The organism is Arthrobacter sp. TmtSoilC48 (genome assembly GCF_059739425.1).
The window spans coordinates 506,617-518,598 of sequence record NZ_AP046049.1; the positions used below are offsets into that span (position 1 = coordinate 506,617).

The 11,982-nt window shown below is 60.7% G+C and carries 16 protein-coding genes and 1 tRNA gene; 10 read left to right on the forward strand and 7 right to left on the reverse strand.

Annotated features, from left to right (window positions below):
* Nucleotides 1-46 precede the first annotated feature (46 nt).
* Both AC6I97_RS02445 and AC6I97_RS02450 read right to left on the reverse strand, forming a co-directional pair.
* Nucleotides 47-469 carry a hypothetical protein gene (locus AC6I97_RS02445; RefSeq protein ID WP_497943987.1) on the reverse strand — a complete coding sequence of 141 codons (423 nt, stop codon included), beginning with the start codon at nt 467-469 and terminating at the stop codon, nt 47-49.
* A 66-nt stretch (nt 470-535) separates the two neighbouring features.
* The gene (locus AC6I97_RS02450) at nt 536-1,195 is read right to left on the reverse strand and encodes a DUF1345 domain-containing protein (protein WP_224092528.1); all 660 of its coding nucleotides are present in this window, start codon (nt 1,193-1,195) and stop codon (nt 536-538) included.
* Nucleotides 1,196-1,330: 135 nt separating this feature from the next.
* Between AC6I97_RS02450 and AC6I97_RS02455 the strand changes: the two genes are divergently transcribed.
* Nucleotides 1,331-1,413: transfer RNA gene (locus tag AC6I97_RS02455), tRNA-Leu, on the forward strand.
* 71 nt (nt 1,414-1,484) lie between these two features.
* Here the strand turns inward: AC6I97_RS02455 and AC6I97_RS02460 are convergent.
* Nucleotides 1,485-1,823: a YnfA family protein gene (locus AC6I97_RS02460; RefSeq protein WP_497943988.1), complete on the reverse strand. Its 339-nt coding sequence runs from the start codon at nt 1,821-1,823 to the stop codon at nt 1,485-1,487.
* 231 nt (nt 1,824-2,054) lie between these two features.
* Here AC6I97_RS02460 and rpsF point away from each other — a divergent pair, with 231 nt between their 5' ends.
* The 4 genes from rpsF to rplI all read left to right on the forward strand — a co-directional run bounded on the left by rpsF (nt 2,055) and on the right by rplI (nt 3,839).
* On the forward strand, nt 2,055-2,360 hold the full coding sequence (gene rpsF / locus AC6I97_RS02465) for a 30S ribosomal protein S6 (RefSeq protein WP_021473324.1): 306 nt from the start codon (nt 2,055-2,057) through the stop codon (nt 2,358-2,360).
* A 50-nt stretch (nt 2,361-2,410) separates the two neighbouring features.
* Nucleotides 2,411-3,001 carry a single-stranded DNA-binding protein gene (locus tag AC6I97_RS02470; RefSeq protein WP_216924481.1) on the forward strand — a complete coding sequence of 197 codons (591 nt, stop codon included), beginning with the start codon at nt 2,411-2,413 and terminating at the stop codon, nt 2,999-3,001.
* 127 nt (nt 3,002-3,128) lie between these two features.
* Nucleotides 3,129-3,368: a 30S ribosomal protein S18 gene (gene rpsR / locus AC6I97_RS02475; protein WP_003800144.1), complete on the forward strand. Its 240-nt coding sequence runs from the start codon at nt 3,129-3,131 to the stop codon at nt 3,366-3,368.
* Nucleotides 3,369-3,386: 18 nt separating this feature from the next.
* Nucleotides 3,387-3,839, forward strand: coding sequence for a 50S ribosomal protein L9 (rplI, locus tag AC6I97_RS02480; RefSeq protein WP_223935139.1), 453 nt, complete (start codon nt 3,387-3,389; stop codon nt 3,837-3,839).
* 58 nt (nt 3,840-3,897) lie between these two features.
* On the opposite strand, the gene AC6I97_RS02485 is transcribed toward rplI, so the two are convergent.
* Nucleotides 3,898-4,326 (reverse strand): DUF1801 domain-containing protein, encoded by a 429-nt coding sequence (locus tag AC6I97_RS02485; RefSeq protein WP_224092532.1) that lies wholly within the window; start codon nt 4,324-4,326, stop codon nt 3,898-3,900.
* Nucleotides 4,327-4,381: 55 nt separating this feature from the next.
* Here AC6I97_RS02485 and AC6I97_RS02490 point away from each other — a divergent pair, with 55 nt between their 5' ends.
* The 4 genes from AC6I97_RS02490 to AC6I97_RS02505 all read left to right on the forward strand — a co-directional run bounded on the left by AC6I97_RS02490 (nt 4,382) and on the right by AC6I97_RS02505 (nt 8,513).
* Nucleotides 4,382-5,233 (forward strand): PhzF family phenazine biosynthesis protein, encoded by an 852-nt coding sequence (locus tag AC6I97_RS02490; protein WP_224092534.1) that lies wholly within the window; start codon nt 4,382-4,384, stop codon nt 5,231-5,233.
* A gap of 113 nt (nt 5,234-5,346) precedes the next feature.
* A complete protein-coding gene (locus tag AC6I97_RS02495; protein WP_224092536.1) occupies nt 5,347-6,138 on the forward strand; it encodes an IclR family transcriptional regulator in 792 nt (263 codons plus the stop codon).
* A gap of 57 nt (nt 6,139-6,195) precedes the next feature.
* Nucleotides 6,196-7,095 (forward strand): diacylglycerol/lipid kinase family protein, encoded by a 900-nt coding sequence (locus AC6I97_RS02500; RefSeq protein WP_497943989.1) that lies wholly within the window; start codon nt 6,196-6,198, stop codon nt 7,093-7,095.
* A gap of 959 nt (nt 7,096-8,054) precedes the next feature.
* Entirely contained in the window at nt 8,055-8,513 is a 459-nt protein-coding gene (locus AC6I97_RS02505; protein WP_224165889.1) for a hypothetical protein, read from the forward strand.
* Nucleotides 8,514-8,600: 87 nt separating this feature from the next.
* Here AC6I97_RS02505 and AC6I97_RS02510 read toward each other — a convergent pair whose 3' ends face one another.
* Nucleotides 8,601-9,485 carry a hypothetical protein gene (locus AC6I97_RS02510; RefSeq protein ID WP_224092537.1) on the reverse strand — a complete coding sequence of 295 codons (885 nt, stop codon included), beginning with the start codon at nt 9,483-9,485 and terminating at the stop codon, nt 8,601-8,603.
* 92 nt (nt 9,486-9,577) lie between these two features.
* On the opposite strand from AC6I97_RS02510, the gene AC6I97_RS02515 reads away from it, so the two are divergent.
* Entirely contained in the window at nt 9,578-10,027 is a 450-nt protein-coding gene (locus tag AC6I97_RS02515) for an SRPBCC family protein (RefSeq protein ID WP_224092539.1), read from the forward strand.
* Here the strand turns inward: AC6I97_RS02515 and AC6I97_RS02520 are convergent.
* Together AC6I97_RS02520 and AC6I97_RS02525 are read right to left on the reverse strand one after the other, a co-directional pair.
* Nucleotides 10,024-10,995: a glycerate kinase family protein gene (locus tag AC6I97_RS02520; RefSeq protein WP_224165887.1), complete on the reverse strand. Its 972-nt coding sequence runs from the start codon at nt 10,993-10,995 to the stop codon at nt 10,024-10,026. The two genes, AC6I97_RS02515 and AC6I97_RS02520, sit on opposite strands and share 4 nt — an antisense overlap.
* Nucleotides 10,992-11,981, reverse strand: a complete 990-nt coding sequence (locus AC6I97_RS02525; RefSeq protein WP_224165886.1) for a 2-hydroxyacid dehydrogenase — start codon at nt 11,979-11,981, stop codon at nt 10,992-10,994. The genes AC6I97_RS02520 and AC6I97_RS02525 overlap by 4 nt, the downstream gene beginning before the upstream one ends.
* Nucleotide 11,982: the final 1 nt, after the last annotated feature.

Genomic DNA, 11,982 nt, shown 5'->3' on the forward strand with positions numbered 1-11,982 from the left:
TCCGGGGCACCGCCGTCAGCGTTCGACGGCGGTGCCCCGTTCGTGTTTAAGGCACTTCAACGGGGAGGTACTGGATGGGTCCGGGGCATTGTGCGCCGGTGGTATCCGGAACACCCGGTACGGCAGGGATGTCGAAGACTGCGTCCCGCTGGCGTTTGCCTGTCTCCTTGACCACAACGCGGACCTTGGCCACCACGGCAGGCGGGGAGGCTGTTTGCCCGGCAGGTAGATACGGAGGCTCCTGGGGGACGAGCCAGCGGCCGTCCGTCTGCTGCTGGAGGGGCCGCGGTGTGCAGCCGTCTCCGAAACATGCTTGGACGCGGCTCGGCGTCGAGCCTATCTTCAGCTCGATCGGAGTGTCGTTTCCCATGGCAGGGCACACGCGCGACTTGTCCACCGCGAACCACACAACTACGCCGATCGCGGCCACCAAAATGATCGCCGCAACCCAAATCAGCCGGGGCTTCATGGCAAGTAGCCTACGCCTGGGCGCGGCCGGGAACCGGGCATTTCGGGCGGCGGGAACTTCTGTGGGCTACTGGGCCAAGCCGATGACCAGGTTGATGGTGACGGCCAGGATGACCGTGCCAAACAGGTAGGACAGAAGGCTGTGCTTCAGGGCCTCGAGCCGGATCCGGTGGTTGCCCAGATTGGTGTCTGAGACCTGGTACGTCATGCCAAGGCTGGTGGCGAGGTACGCGAAGTCGGTGTACTGCGGCGGGCGGTCCTGGTTGAAGCTGATGCCGCCCACTTCACCACCGGCATCGGCTTCAGGGCTGTAGTACAGCTCGGCATAACGCAGAGTGAAGAGGGTTTGGACAAGCATCCAGGACAGGGCTACGCACGCAAGGGAGAGCGCAGCCGAATAAAAGCGGGTGTCCGTACCTTCAGTGTGCGAGTTGACGATCACCGCGGCAGCGGCGGCGATGCTGGCCAGGTTTGCGATGAGGATCAGTACATCGGTAACCCCGCGGGAAGGGTCCTCGGAGGTTGCGTGTTGCTGGGTTTCAGAGGGGTCCATCCGCGCTATCACCAGCCACACCCAGGCAACATAGATCAGCGCTGCCGTGGCCCAGCCGACCGCCGGGGCGTCGACCCAGCTGCCTGCGAGGCCCGTGACCACGAAGGCCGCGGCACCGGCAGCCACCATGACAACGAAACGCACCCGGCTGCGCCTCACTCTCAGTGCATCCATGCCCCCACCCTAGCCCGGGTTCCCCGTTCAATCCGGCGTATTGGGATGCAGGAATCCACGAAATGGGCATCCTCGTGTTAGTGTCTTTGTCGCTGTTACGGAGAAAAGTGAAACACTGTTTCTCCGAATCACCCTGCGCGGGTGGCGGAATGGCAGACGCGCTAGCTTGAGGTGCTAGTCCTCGAAAGGGGGTGGGGGTTCAAGTCCCCCTCCGCGCACAGGAAACCCCTGGAAGATCGCTGATCTTCCAGGGGTTTTGTCGTTTCCCGGCTTTGATTGGAGGCTCCGGTCAAGAGCCGGGCCGCGGCGCGAACATGATGATCCCGACGCCCACAATGCAGAGCACTGCGCCAACCACGTCCCAGCGGTCCGGCCGGAAACCATCGACGAGCATTCCCCATGCGAGGGAACCGACAATGAAGACCCCTCCGTACGCGGCGAGGACGCGGCCGAAGTGGGCGTCGGGTTGGAACGCCGCGACAAAGCCGTAGATGCCCAACACCACCACCCCGAGACCGGCCCACCACCAGGCCTTTCCCTCACGGACCGACTGCCAGATGAGCCAGGCGCCACCTATCTCTGTGACGGCGGCAAGAATGAAGAGGATGGTGGACTTCAGGACGGTCATGCTCCCAGTATTCACGGTCGCTGGACTCAGTTATCCACATACGTCGATTGGCAGGTTCCGGTCGTGGATTCCACCGAATAGCTTTGAGTGCAGGAGATGCACTAAGATATTGAAGTCTGTGTTGCGCCCTCCTTCCGAGTCTTCGGCGGGGGAGCGAGCCACAGCATCGCAAATGAACCTCCTGTTACGGAAATACCGTAACCGCTTAGCCCAAAGGAGGTGGGTTCACATATGCGTCCTTACGAATTGATGGTAATCATCGACCCCGAGGTCGAAGAGCGTACCGTAGAGCCGTCGCTTCAGAAGTTCCTCAATGTCATCACCACCGATGGTGGAACCATCGAAAAGGTTGACATCTGGGGCCGTCGCCGTCTGGCATACGACATCAAGAAGAAGTCCGAAGGTATCTACGCAGTGGTGAACTTCACCGCTGAGCCGGCTACCGCCAAGGAACTTGACCGCCAGCTGTCTCTTAACGAGACGATCATGCGCACCAAGATCATCCGCCCCGAAGACCAGAAGGTCGTTGCTGAGTAATCAGCCCCTTCCAGATCTTTACACCGCAGGAACGAACAAGGAGGCAGTAGATGGCAGGCGAAACGACTATTACGGTCATCGGTAATCTCACCAATGACCCGGAGCTGCGGTTCACCCCGTCTGGCTCAGCAGTAGCGAACTTCACCATCGCTTCTACTCCCCGGACCTTTGACCGTCAGTCGAATGAGTGGAAGGACGGGGAAACCCTGTTCCTCCGCGCTTCCGTCTGGCGCGAAGCTGCCGAGAACGTGGCCGAGTCCCTCACCAAGGGCATGCGCGTCATTGTTTCCGGCCGTTTGAAGAGCCGTTCCTACGAAACCAAGGAAGGCGAGAAGCGCACCGTTATCGAGCTTGAGGTCGATGAAATCGGCCCGAGCCTGCGTTACGCAAACGCCAAAGTCAACCGTACCCAGCGCTCCGGTGGCCAGTTCGGCGCCGGAAACGGTGGTCAGGGTGGCTTCGGTGGCGGTAACGCCGGTGGCTTTGGAGGAGGCGCTGCAGCTGGTGCAAGCCAGGGCGGCAACTCCGGTGGAAACTGGGGCGGCAACCAGCCCGCACAGCAGGATGACCCCTGGGCTACGCCCGGTGTCAGCAATGCAGGCGGCTGGGGCAACGGCCCGGATTCCGAACCTCCCTTCTAAACACCAAGAAAAAGTCCGACGCCGGAACCCGCCGGGACTGCCGCAAGGCACCCGGGCGACTACCGCCGTCGAACACCACCATCCCGTGGATCAATATCCACGGGCTCCATAGAAAAGGAGCTCCACGATGGCTAAGGCTGAACTCCGTAAGCCCAAACCAAAGTCCAACCCCTTGAAGGCCGCTGACATCACTGTCATCGACTACAAGGACGTAGCACTGCTGCGCAAGTTCATCTCCGACCGCGGAAAGATCCGCGCTCGTCGCGTTACTGGCGTTACCGTTCAGGAACAGCGCAAGATCGCCCAGGCAATCAAGAACGCCCGCGAAGTTGCTCTGCTGCCTTACTCCGGCGCTGGCCGCGGCTAAGGGAAGGGATTAACTAACATGGCAAAGCTCATTCTGACCCACGAAGTAACCGGTCTCGGTGCTGCTGGCGACGTTGTCGAGGTCAAGGACGGTTACGCACGTAACTTCCTGCTGCCCCGCGGCTTCGCTCTGACCTGGACCAAGGGTGGCGAGAAGCAGGTTGAGTCCATCAAGGCTGCCCGCGCTGCTCGTGCCCACGCTTCTGTTGAAGCTGCACAGGCACAGGCTCAGGCTCTGTCCTCCAAGAAGGTCAAGCTCGAGGTGAAGGCCGGCGAGTCCGGTCGTCTCTTCGGCACTGTCAAGCCTGCTGATGTCGCTGCTGCTGTTGAGGCCGCTGGCCTTGGCGCCATCGACAAGCGCAACGTTGAACTGCCGAACCACATCAAGTCTGTCGGTTCGTACCAGGCCAACGTTCGCCTGCACGAGGATGTTTCCGCTGTTATCGACCTCGAGGTCGTAGCAGGGAAGTAGTCTCTGACTGCTAAGAAGGACCCCCGTCACCGGTTTCCGGTGGTGGGGGTCCTTTTGCTTACGAGGTCGGCGTGTGGAGCTCCGACATGACGTGTTGGTAGCCCGTCCTGATCATTTCTGCGAGGACCTCACGGTCCACGTCGTCCAGCCGGTTGATGTACAAACATGCAGCCCCGGTCTTGTGTTTGCCCAACTCAGGAAGCAGTCGATCGGCGTCGGGACCGTACGTGAGGCCATAAAGTGCCAGGTTTGCCTTGCGCGGTGAGAATCCGACGGCGGCGGAGTCACCTTCGCGTCCACTCTCGTATTTGTAGTGGTAGCTGCCGAATCCGACGATCGTCGGCCCCCACATGACGCCTTCCTTTCCAGTGATCTCCTGCATCATCCGCCGCAGCTCCAACCCGTCGGCGCGCCGGCCGGGGTGTTCCACCGCGGACAGGAATTCATCCACGGACATGCCCGTGGGCTGGGTCTTGTTCTCTGCCATGCTCGTAGTTTCGCAGACACGCGGTTGGCCGGCCACCCAGTGATAGCCTGCAGCGGTGACTTCAGAATCCTTGCGTATCCGCCCCTTCCACCAGGTCGACGTCTTCTCCGCCCAGCCGTATCGCGGTAATCCCCTCGCAGTTGTGGTTGATGCAGAGGGACTGAGCAGCGAGACAATGCAGCACTTCGCCAACTGGACCAACCTTTCCGAGACCACCTTCCTTCTTCCTCCCACGGATCCGCGTGCCGATTACCGTGTGCGCATCTTTACTGGCAGCGAGGAGTTCCCGTTCGCCGGGCACCCAACCCTCGGTTCCGCCCACACCTGGCTGCAGGCCGGTGGAGAGCCCAAGACGGATGGCGTGCTGGTGCAGGAATGCGGCGCAGGTTTGGTTCGAGTGAAGCACGACGCCGGAAGGCTGGCTTTCGCTGCACCACCACTGACCCGCTTCGAAGCAGTGGACGCTGCCGTTCGTTCCCAGCTGGCAGCCGGTCTGAGGCTTTCGGAGGACGCCTTGCTGGACGCATCATGGCTGGTAAATGGCCCGGAGTGGGTTGGTGTCCTGCTTGAGTCTGCAGAACAGGTCCTGGCGATCGAACCGGATCTCGTGGCGATGGGTGACCTCAAGGTCGGGGTGATCGGCCCACACGAGCCTGGGTCCGACGTCGACTTTGAAGTGCGCACGTTCATTCCGGGCGACGCCATGGTGGAAGATCCCGTGACCGGAAGTTTCAACGCCGGTGCAGCGCAGTGGCTGATCGGCACGGGGCGGGCACCTGATGAATACGTGGCGGCGCAGGGCACTGCCTTGGGCAGGGCGGGGCGCATCCATGTGAAGGCTGAGGACGGTGACATCTGGATCGGAGGGGCATCGGCTACGTGCATCCAGGGCACCGTGCTGCTCTAGCCCCCCAAGTAGGTAGCAGCTGATGCCCTTATGAACGCTCAAAACGGCATCACCTGCTACCTACTTGGGGGATGGATTGGCGTCCCCCCGGGCGAGCGTTTAGCGTGAGACTTATGTCAGCATCCGATGCTTCCGCGAAGGCCAACGGCAACCCTTTGCTTGTCCTTGGCAAGATCACGTCCATCCTGGACGCCTTCTCCCTGTCGAAGCCGGTGCTGCAGCTGAGCGACATTCGTGAGCACACGGGGATGCCGACCTCCACGGTGCAGCGTCTCGTCACCAACCTGACGTCCCAAGGATTCCTGGACCGGGAAGGCGACGCGTACCGCATTGGCATGCGGATGGCGTATTGGGCAGCTCCGGCCACCCGTGGCATGGAAGTGGTTGACATTCTAAGCCCGCTGCTCAAGACGTTGCGCGATACTACCGGTGAGACTGCGTGCTTCTTCAAAGCAGAACAGCACTACCGCGTTTGCGTCGCCATGGCAGATACCCGTCACGCGCTCCGGCGCGAGATGCACCTTGGCAAGATCATCCCGCTTCATGCGGGTTCGGCGGGAAGGGTCCTGCTTGCTTGGTCTCCTGAACTGATGGAGGCTGTCCTTCAGGACCCGTTGGAGCCGATCACGGACTACACCATCACCAGTTCCGAGGAATTGGAGACAGCAGTCAAGAAGACGCGGGCGGATGGCTTTGCTATTACCGTGGGGGAGCGGGAAGACGGTGCCTCCGGGCTATCGGCGCCTGTGTTCGATTCAGCTGCTGCCCTGGTGGGAGCAGTCACCATCAGCGGCCCGACGCTGCGGATGCCGCTGGAGACGTGCCAGGCGTGGGTGGAACCTTTGCTCGCAACAGCGGAACACATGACCAGACTCATCGGCGGGCGGTTCCCGGGGGAGTCGTAAGGGCTATTAAGAGCTAACGGGTAGTAACCAAACGGGCGTACACGCAAGGAGCACATTATGCATTCTGCACGGAATTTTGAATCGATCGCCATTATTTTCAATCCCAACAGCACAGGTGATGCACCCGAACTGGCTGAGCAATTACAGGTCAAGCTGAAGGACATGCTCTCCTACGCGCCAGAGATTACCCTGCAGCCTACTGAACACGCTGGACATGCCGTTGAGCTGGCCAGGACGGCGGCGGCAAAGGGAGGCGACGTCCTGGTTGTCTCCGTGAGTGGTGACGGTGGCTATAACGAGGTTGTCAACGGAGTAATACAGGCCGGGAACCCGCAAGCCGTGTGTGCGGTCATGGCTGCGGGCAACGCCAACGATCACCGACGGATCACGGGAACCAAGCCACTGGAAGAAGCTATTGCTGAGGGCCACGTCCGGAAGATTGACCTCTTGAGCATTCACACAGGCCAAAAAGAAGGCCAGCCTTTGGAATATGCGCATTCCTATATCGGATTTGGTCTCACACCTGTTGTGGCCACCGAGCTCGAAAAGGGCAGCAAGGGAGCCCTGACTGAAATGGTCTCCGTCATTAAGACGTTTTCAAAATTCGAGCCATTCGCCATCCGAACATCCGATGGCAAACGCAGGAAATTCGACAGCCTGGTTTTCGCCAACATCCCCGAAATGGCCAAGTACGCCACGCTCAGTGAGGCCGAAGACCACCCCTCTGACGGAAAATTCGAAGTCATCGTCTTTCCACACATGCCCAAATGGCGTGTGCTGCTGACAGCCCTCCGCGCAACCACCCAAGGCCTGGGCGATCAGCCGAGCGTGAGCAGCTATGAATTCACTACGCTCAAACCCTTGCCGTACCAGATGGATGGTGAAGTGAAGACAGTGGAAGCCAATGTGAAAGTCAGGGTGGAATGCGCTCCGGCCGCTCTGGCTACAGTCGGCTAACGCCAGCCTCGTTGGGCTGCGAGATCGGCTACATGGATCGTGCGGTCTACTCGTCCATAGTGAGTCTCTGGAACGTGTTCTGCTCGTCCGGTTCTTAGGCAAGAATCGCCGTTCAATGCGCATGAAATTCTACGTGTTGCCATCGATCAAATCTCAACGCTGCGGCACTAACGGTCAAGCTGGCCCGACATGCCATTCGAGCGCATAGGCCGCACTTCCAGCGCGGCCTATGTCTGCCGGTTCTTGAGGGAAACTCCGGCTCGATGATGCCGCAAAAAAAATTCTCCTCGATCCTGGGTAATGAGAACTGCGTCACGTTTCCGTGTGCGCGCACACCTAGTAGGTGTCGGCACGTCAGTGTTGGCCTGGTGACGCGGGCGGAGTGAGGCAGTGACGGCAGTATTCTATTGTGCGAAAACGTATATAGGGAATTTAGGTAGTAAGGCGAGTTTTGAATTCGAGTCATCGGAGGATTTTATGCGTCTCTTACAAAAAACATTACTGGCAGGAAGCCTAGCGACAGCCCTGGCACTGTCGCCCACTGCTGCGCACGCGGGTAATGCGCCCGGAGATCGAGGTGTCTACACGGTTAGCGGAATTCAATATTGGAATCAGGCCAACGTCATCGTGCAAAGTACTCAGGCTTGGGGAGAAACGAGAAGCGGACCGGACACGCATTGTGTCTCAGCAGGTTCGATCGCTGCTAAAGCGAAGCTCTTTGAGAGTTCGGCGAGCGGCACTGGCGCTGCTTTGAGGTCTGAAGGTCCTTGGTACTACACCGAGGTCACCCTCTGTCCTGGCGAGTGGCGGGGGTACACGGCTTACTACAACTTTGGTGGAGGAATGCGGTACTTCTACAGCCACGGTGAAACCATGGCTTGGAACACGTGGTCAAGCTCCTATAACCAGTACTCGACTATTCCAGGGAAAGTCCAGAACCCATGATTTCGGAGCGGCAAATGAAACGTCTGTTGAAAACCCGAACCACAACTGTCCTTTTAGGAGCAATTCTTCTCGGCGGTGCCGGAATCGGAGTTGCCAGCGCTACATCCCAGCCCACAGTCACACCCGAAGTATCGCCCCAATCGCCCGCCGTCGTGTTGAGTGACGCCCCCTTCGAGAAAAATGCCGCTGGCCAAACGTATGGGCTTCCAACTGAGGTCGAGGGGGTTTCCGTTGAACCGGACCTGATTCGGGCCTATGCAACCAACGATCGAATTGGGTACGTCAAGAACAGCGAACGAAAAGTAGCAAGTGGCGATCCGTCGCTATTCAAGTCGCCAGAAGAAGCATTGCATTGGCAGGCAAACCGACCGAAGGGTCCGGTGAGTATCCCGGTCTACGACCTCGACGGCGTCACGGTCATAGGTGAGTTCGTCTTCTCAGAGGGGACCGTCACTTCGAGTACTGACAAATAGATAAGGCGGGATTGAACGGCTCACCCCGGAGCGCAGCCAGCTTCGGGGTGACGTCTGTCCTTCCGGCAATCGACATCAAGCGAACCCTCACTTTCCACCGCAGGCCGCCGTCACGAAGTCGTAGATACGCCCACGTAACTCATTCGGTGCTGCAACCTTCAGCACGCCTTCCCGTGCGCCCACCGAAATCCTCAGCGGCAACAGCGTTCCCACCTTATCCTCGGCCACTGCATGCGGGTCGCATCGCGCCGGACGGATCGTCACGGGTAACTCCCGCATGGCCGCGTCAGAGGCTATCGTGATGTCGCGGGGCCAGGGATCCGCAGGCGATTCGGCCAGCAGGGTGGTTCCGTCGATGGACTTGATCATGAGCTTTTGGGGCGACTGACCGGGGGTGCTCACAGGGGTGATGACAAGACGCACGACGGCGGTGCGGCCATCCGGGGCCACCTCAAGGGCGGGGTCCAAGACGATGGCGGCTACGGAGGCAGCATCGGCTCCCAAACACAGCTCGTCGCTGTTCCGGGGCAGGACGTTGAACGGATCCCGCGCCTCAACCGAGGTTTCCGTGGGTCCCTGAGTTGGTTCCGAATATTGAACGACGGCCTTGACGGGTTCAGAAGATAACTGCCTGCAATGCGGAGCAGGCAAATTGGCGGGAAGGCTCTTGGGCTGCCGGGGTGGTAGCTCCAGAACGCCCGTTGTTGGCTCCCAGATAATGTCTTTCTCAAACAACGGGGAGCTCAGCCGCGCACCACTCACGGTAAGGGGATTGTCTGTGGTATTGGTGAGCTGTATGAGGATGGCTTGCTTGCCGTATTGGTCGCGGGACTGATTGACCTCCACGATGATGGGCTGATCCTTGGAGGTGGTCGGCGGTTCCTGGCGGCGGACACCGTCACATGACGCCAGAGGCAGCATGGACACCAGAGCTACGCATGCCGCCCAGTAACGCCACTCCCTGATGACCATGCCAACAGTGTAGGCGGGCTATGGCAGTCAATTTGTAAGCATGCTTAGCTTAGTCTCACCACAGATGCCGAAGGCACACAGAAGGGAAATCCATGTCCACCGTTACCCAGCTGTTCAACACAACTGCCGCCGACGTCTGGAATGTCATCGCCGATGGCTGGCTCTACTCCGGGTGGGTAGTTGGCGCCTCAAGGATTCGTGCGGTGGATGATCATTGGCCACAGGTCGGTTCAAAGCTGCATCACTCCGTGGGAGCCTGGCCGCTCCTTCTCAACGACAGCACCAGCATCACCGCCGTGGAACCTGGACGGAGCCTGGAACTTTTAGCCCGTGGCTGGCCCGTAGGTGAGGCAAAAGTGCGCATTACCTTGAAGGATCTGGGTGGCAACCAGTGCCGCGTTTCCATGGCTGAGGACGCCACCCGGGGCCCGGGAAAGGTGGTGCCGAAGGTGCTCCGGGATCCCATCATCACCGTCCGCAACCGCGAGACACTAAAACGGCTGGAGTTGATGGCAGCCGGCGGAGCGGGGAAGCCAAGCTAGAGCCTTGCGACGGCCAGCCCGGCAGCCCGCATCGCCTCGGCATCAGTCGCTACCAACACCGAAGCAAAGTTCTCCGCATATCTGCCCAAGTCGTCTGCGACGCACCCCACTACGGCCACCACCGGGATCTCCCGCGGACTCTTCCGAACGCGTTTGAGGATGGCGGAGATGATCTTTCCCTCTCCGGTTTGCGAATCCAGCCGGCCTTCACCAACCACCACGGCCTCAGCCGATTCAAGGAGCCTGTCAAAACCGGAGGCGTCAAGCACCGCCTCCGCTCCGGATACGAGTTCTGCGCCGAAGTGCGCCCAGAGGCCGCCGGATAGCCCTCCGGCCGCGCCGGTGCGCGGCACGTTTGAAGGGTCTCGAGGAAGGGACGTGGCGAGCTGCCGCAATCGTTCTTCCAACAGCTGAACCGTGGCGGGATCGGCGCCTTTCTGCGGTCCGAAGATCCTTGGCGCATCCAGGAACGAGGTGGTCACGTCGGAAAGCACAGTGATCCTGGCGCGGCCAAGGCCCCCATTTTCCTTGATGGCTCGAACGGCTCCGAGGCCTCCATCTGTGGTCGCGGAGCCGCCCGCCGCCACCAGAACACTCGACGCTCCAAGGTCCACGGCAGCAGCAATCAGGAGCCCCGTCCCATAGGTGCTGGCGGACATACTGTCCTGGGGGCTGTTCCGCGCGGCAGATATCCCGCTCGCCTGCGCCACCTCGACGACGGCGGTCCCGTCGGGTGCCATCCCCAGAATCGCCCGGAGCGGCTCGCCCCAAGAATTGACGACGTCGACACTCACCGGCGAGGCGCGAAGGCTGCGGCAGAGTGCTTCGAAAGTCCCCTCACCGCCGTCGGCGACAGGTAGCTGAGTAGCCGAGCCGCCGCCGTCGTGAATTCCTGCTGCGATAGCAGACGCAACCTCAGCAGCCGTATACGTGCCCTTGAAACTGTCAGGGGCAACCAGAATGCTCATGCTCTGGCGAGAGGGTTGACGGCGTGCAGTGGCAGGTTGCCCTCGGCGATAGCGATCGCGTTGAGGGCGCTGAGCCTGGCCATTTCGGCGCGGACAGGGACGGTTGCGCTGCCGACGTGTGGCAGGAGAACCGTGTTTGGCAGGTCGGCGAGTCCGGGCGAGAGGCGGGGCTCGTCCTCGAACACGTCCAAACCAGCCCCGGCGATGACACCGGCGCGGAGGGCCTCCACGAGAGAGGCTTCGTCCACCACGGGACCTCGGGCAGTGTTGATGAGGATGGCATCGGGCTTCATCCGCGCCAGCACGTCGGCGTTTACCAGGTGTCGGGTCTGTTCGTTCAGCGGAACATGCAGTGAGAGGAAGTCGCTGCGCTTCACCAGCTCGAGCCAAGGCACTTGCCGGACCTTTCCTGCGAACTCACCGAGTTCCTGGTCGGAGACCGGACGGTCGCCGGGTGGCCGTGGGGCGAAGAGCACTTCCATGCCGAAACCCAGGGCCCGCCGAGCTACGGCGCGGGCGATCCTGCCGAAACCAGCCAGGCCCAGGACGGCGCCTGAGACGTCCCGCCCGAGCATGAACTCCGGTTCCCATCCGAGGAACTTTCCTTCGCGGACAACCCTGTCGGCTTCCACCACGCGGCGTGCAGTACCGAGGATGAGCAGCATGGTGATATCCGCCGTCGCGTCGGTCAGGACGCCGGGTGTATTGCCAACGAGGATGCCGTGCCGGGTGGCGGCTTCGACGTCGATGTTGTTGTAGCCCACGGCGTAGTTTGAAACGCCTTTCACCCGCGCCCCGGCCAGCAGTGGCTCGTCGATGACGTCGCGTAATTGGGTGAGGACAACGTCGTAGTCTCCCGAAGCGCACAAGCTTGAAAGTGTTGCGTAATCAGGCGGCTGGGGAAGGACCGTGACCTGACCGGCGTCGGAGAGCAATTGCAGACCGGGCTCAGGGATGGCCGTAGTGACAAGGAAGTGGTTGCCCACG

Coding starts and splice junctions, on each gene's coding strand:
- rpsR (WP_003800144.1), top strand. CDS start 3,129: ATGGCTAAGGCTGAACTCCGTAAGCCCAAACCAAAGTCCAACCCCTTG.
- AC6I97_RS02505 (WP_224165889.1), top strand. CDS start 8,055: ATGAAACGTCTGTTGAAAACCCGAACCACAACTGTCCTTTTAGGAGCA.
- AC6I97_RS02510 (WP_224092537.1), bottom strand. CDS start 9,485: ATGGTCATCAGGGAGTGGCGTTACTGGGCGGCATGCGTAGCTCTGGTG.
- rplI (WP_223935139.1), top strand. CDS start 3,387: ATGGCAAAGCTCATTCTGACCCACGAAGTAACCGGTCTCGGTGCTGCT.
- AC6I97_RS02485 (WP_224092532.1), bottom strand. CDS start 4,326: ATGGCAGAGAACAAGACCCAGCCCACGGGCATGTCCGTGGATGAATTC.
- AC6I97_RS02460 (WP_497943988.1), bottom strand. CDS start 1,823: ATGACCGTCCTGAAGTCCACCATCCTCTTCATTCTTGCCGCCGTCACA.
- AC6I97_RS02500 (WP_497943989.1), top strand. CDS start 6,196: ATGCATTCTGCACGGAATTTTGAATCGATCGCCATTATTTTCAATCCC.
- AC6I97_RS02520 (WP_224165887.1), bottom strand. CDS start 10,995: ATGAGCATTCTGGTTGCCCCTGACAGTTTCAAGGGCACGTATACGGCT.
- AC6I97_RS02450 (WP_224092528.1), bottom strand. CDS start 1,195: ATGGATGCACTGAGAGTGAGGCGCAGCCGGGTGCGTTTCGTTGTCATG.
- AC6I97_RS02445 (WP_497943987.1), bottom strand. CDS start 469: ATGAAGCCCCGGCTGATTTGGGTTGCGGCGATCATTTTGGTGGCCGCG.
- AC6I97_RS02495 (WP_224092536.1), top strand. CDS start 5,347: ATGTCAGCATCCGATGCTTCCGCGAAGGCCAACGGCAACCCTTTGCTT.
- AC6I97_RS02470 (WP_216924481.1), top strand. CDS start 2,411: ATGGCAGGCGAAACGACTATTACGGTCATCGGTAATCTCACCAATGAC.
- rpsF (WP_021473324.1), top strand. CDS start 2,055: ATGCGTCCTTACGAATTGATGGTAATCATCGACCCCGAGGTCGAAGAG.
- AC6I97_RS02515 (WP_224092539.1), top strand. CDS start 9,578: ATGTCCACCGTTACCCAGCTGTTCAACACAACTGCCGCCGACGTCTGG.